This is a genomic window from Priestia flexa NBRC 15715, assembly GCF_001591565.1.
In the GTDB taxonomy this organism is placed as follows: domain Bacteria; phylum Bacillota; class Bacilli; order Bacillales; family Bacillaceae_H; genus Priestia; species Priestia flexa.
Map to the genome: position 1 here is coordinate 1 of NZ_BCVD01000202.1, position 3,003 is coordinate 3,003.

Here is a 3,003-nt window from a genome sequence, read left to right on the forward strand (position 1 = left end):
TGGCATAAAAAAGCTGTTGAGAACAAAGTTTCTCAACAGCCTGAAAAGGTGCGAGGTTTGACACCTCGTACCTTTACTTCATTCTATATTTCTATTTTATAAAGCGCCTCTTGGTTTCTACTACCAAAACCTCGATCCATACCAAGATTATTCTTCCCTTGGTCTTCTTCACTTAAATAGTGTTCTTGTGAAATTTCGACACCATGAATTTTAATCCATTTAACAAGTTCGCTATTTCCTGAGTTATCCCCGCTCAGTAAAAAATATTTAACCTTCCCTTTCTTTACAAGACCCTCTAGCTCACTCGTTGTTAGAATAGGGTCCGTACCGTTGAACCCTCCTAATGCCATGACGCTTTCATTAGCATCAATAATATAAGGTGCGGCCGTAACGGTTGTGAACGTCGCAAATAAGTACTCTTCTCCCGTATTATTTTCGCGAAGGTATGAAAGAAGCTCGCTATTCACGTTTGAGCTAAACATTCCACCTCCGTTCATTGAGTTGCTAAGCTGCGGCCCTGATTCGGGGAGTACACTATTTCCACCGTAAAGGATAGGAGTCACAGACCAATACATTGGCGCTATCAAAAGGATACATAAACTGATAATTGACAGTCTTTTTCTAGCTATGTCGTGACTCTTCAGTATAACAAAAGCAACTGTCAGTATTACACCTACAATACCTAATGTATACATCCATACGCTTCCAATTTGCTCTGTGTAAGAGCCTAGAATATACGTTTGAAAGATGACAGTAACCCCCACTGCTGCGGGTAGTAAATAACTTTTCCAATCGTTACGCTCTTTGTATAAGCGATACATTGCACTCCAGCCAATCCCGCACAAAGCGGCAATTGGAGGAGCAAGCATAATTAAATAGTAGTGATGAAAAAATCCCGCAACGCTAAAAAACCCGGCTACTGGAACCAGCCATGCAGTCCAAAACATCGCTTCTTGCCATTCTTTCTTTCTTCGCTCACGAAATGCGGTCAGTGCTACCGCTAAAATTCCCATTAATGCAAAAGGCAACATCCAGCTAATTTGCCCAGATAAAGCCGACTGAAATAATCGAAGTGGACCTGCTTCACCTGTTCCAAACATATTCATACTTTGGCTACCTCCAGGTCCTACACTTCCTTGTGGCCCTCTTGAATTATTGTTTCCTGGAGGTCCACCATCCCCTTGATTTTGAGGCATTTGCGGCGACTGATTATTTCCGTTCATTGACGGAGGTGTCCCTTGAGCATCGTCACTTTCTGAGTCATCAGGAATTGATATATTCTTTGATGCCTGAACACTTCCTTGTTCTCCAAATCCGCCCATTCCAGCTCTTGCATTTCCTGTTGTTTGCCCTAAAAGACGTTCCGTACCGTTATAACCAAAAGCTAACTCCAAAACTGAATTCGTTTGGCTGCTACCAACGTAAGGACGATTATCTTCTGACGCGTAATCTACTACCAAAGCCCACGATAGCGAAACGCTTGCTAATACAAACATAGACAGTATAAGTGATAAAATTCTTTTTCTTACTGACTTCCGTGCAGCAACAGCGTACATGACGATAAAAGCTGGTAATACCATAAATGCTTGAAGCATTTTCATATTAAAGCCCAGTCCAATTAGTCCAAAAGCGAATATAAGCCAAAGGAGCTTTCCTGATTTCAGCGATTTCATTAAACACCAAGTACCTAAAAGAAGTGTAAATACTAACAGACTGTCAATATTATTCGTTCGGCTTACTGCTGCTGCAATAGGAGTTAACGCCATGACAATTGCAGCAATTCGAGCTGCTCCATCTTCGAACGTCGGTTGAACCATTTTATAAAGTAAGTAAACTGATCCTGCTCCAGCAAGGGCTTGGGGTAGGATCACGCTCCATGTGTGCACGCCAAACAAAAGTGCAAAAATAGTTTGAATCCATAGCACAACAGGTGGTTTATCCACCGTCACGAAGCCAGACGGGTCAAATGAAGCGTAAAAGAAATTGTGAAAGCTCTGAGTCATGCTTTTCACCGCAGCTAAATAATATTGGTTCGCAGCCCCGTCCTGCCAAATGTTATATGTATTTAATACTAGTGCAGCTACCAAGGTTAAAACTAATACTAAATCCAATCGTTGCGTGATTTTTTTCATAAACTTCTCCTTTTGTTCATCATTTGTTACACAGTTTAGCAAGGAAATGTGAACTGAAAATGAACGGTGAAAAATTTATGAATGATTATCTATTTAAGTGCCTATTATTAAAATCATCTTCTCGAGTTTTGGATGCTTTTATTTAAATAATTACTTACAAGCTTGAATGTTCTATTAATCTGAAAAATTGATAGCCCTTTGAACAAACTAGTTTTTATTATAGAATATTTAAATAGATAAAACATTCTATATTTAACTTAACTGTTTTAGAAAGGAGCTTTAATTACTACTGTGGAAAAAAAACTTACAAAGTACGCTCACCAATCTACTAATGTTTTTATTTCATATTTTAAGAAAATGAAAGGAACTATGAGACAACAAGGAAAAGTTGATTATATAGATTCAACTGTTTCTGCTGCAGGTGCACTAATTGCCATGCTGGTCGTTAGTTTTATCGTCTTACACCTAAGTTACCCTATGGCTTTAGCTCCTCTTGGGGCAAGCTGCATTTTAGTCTTCGGTGCTCACAAAGGCTTACTTTCACAACCTCGACATGTTATTGGCGGACACTTTCTTTCTACAACATGCGCAATTATTATACTTAGTTTACTGGGTAAAAGCGTTTTTTCTCTCGTGTTTGCATTGGCATTTGTCTTATTTCTTATGGCTCTGACAGAAACCATGCACCCGCCAGCAGCAGCTAGTGCTCTCGTTGCAATTAATAATGAAGTAACTTGGAATTTTCTACTTCCCATTATTTTCGGTGCTTTGGTAGTCGTGTTTATTTCAACCATCTATAATAACGCCTTTCGTGCAAGGCAGTATCCGACACATTGGTTTTAGCTTTGTTACTTTATAAACCGAACTAAAA

At 39.4% G+C, this 3,003-nt stretch carries 2 protein-coding genes; one reads left to right on the plus strand and one right to left on the minus strand.

The window, feature by feature from the left end:
* Positions 1 to 83 precede the first annotated feature (83 nt).
* Positions 84 to 2,132 carry a glycosyltransferase family 39 protein gene (locus BFL01S_RS19270; RefSeq protein WP_061786682.1) on the minus strand — a complete coding sequence of 683 codons (2,049 nt, stop codon included), beginning with the start codon at positions 2,130 to 2,132 and terminating at the stop codon, positions 84 to 86.
* A gap of 291 nt (positions 2,133 to 2,423) precedes the next feature.
* On the opposite strand from BFL01S_RS19270, the gene BFL01S_RS19275 reads away from it, so the two are divergent.
* Positions 2,424 to 2,975 carry an HPP family protein gene (locus BFL01S_RS19275; protein ID WP_061786683.1) on the plus strand — a complete coding sequence of 184 codons (552 nt, stop codon included), beginning with the start codon at positions 2,424 to 2,426 and terminating at the stop codon, positions 2,973 to 2,975.
* The last annotated feature ends 28 nt before the right edge of the window (positions 2,976 to 3,003 follow it).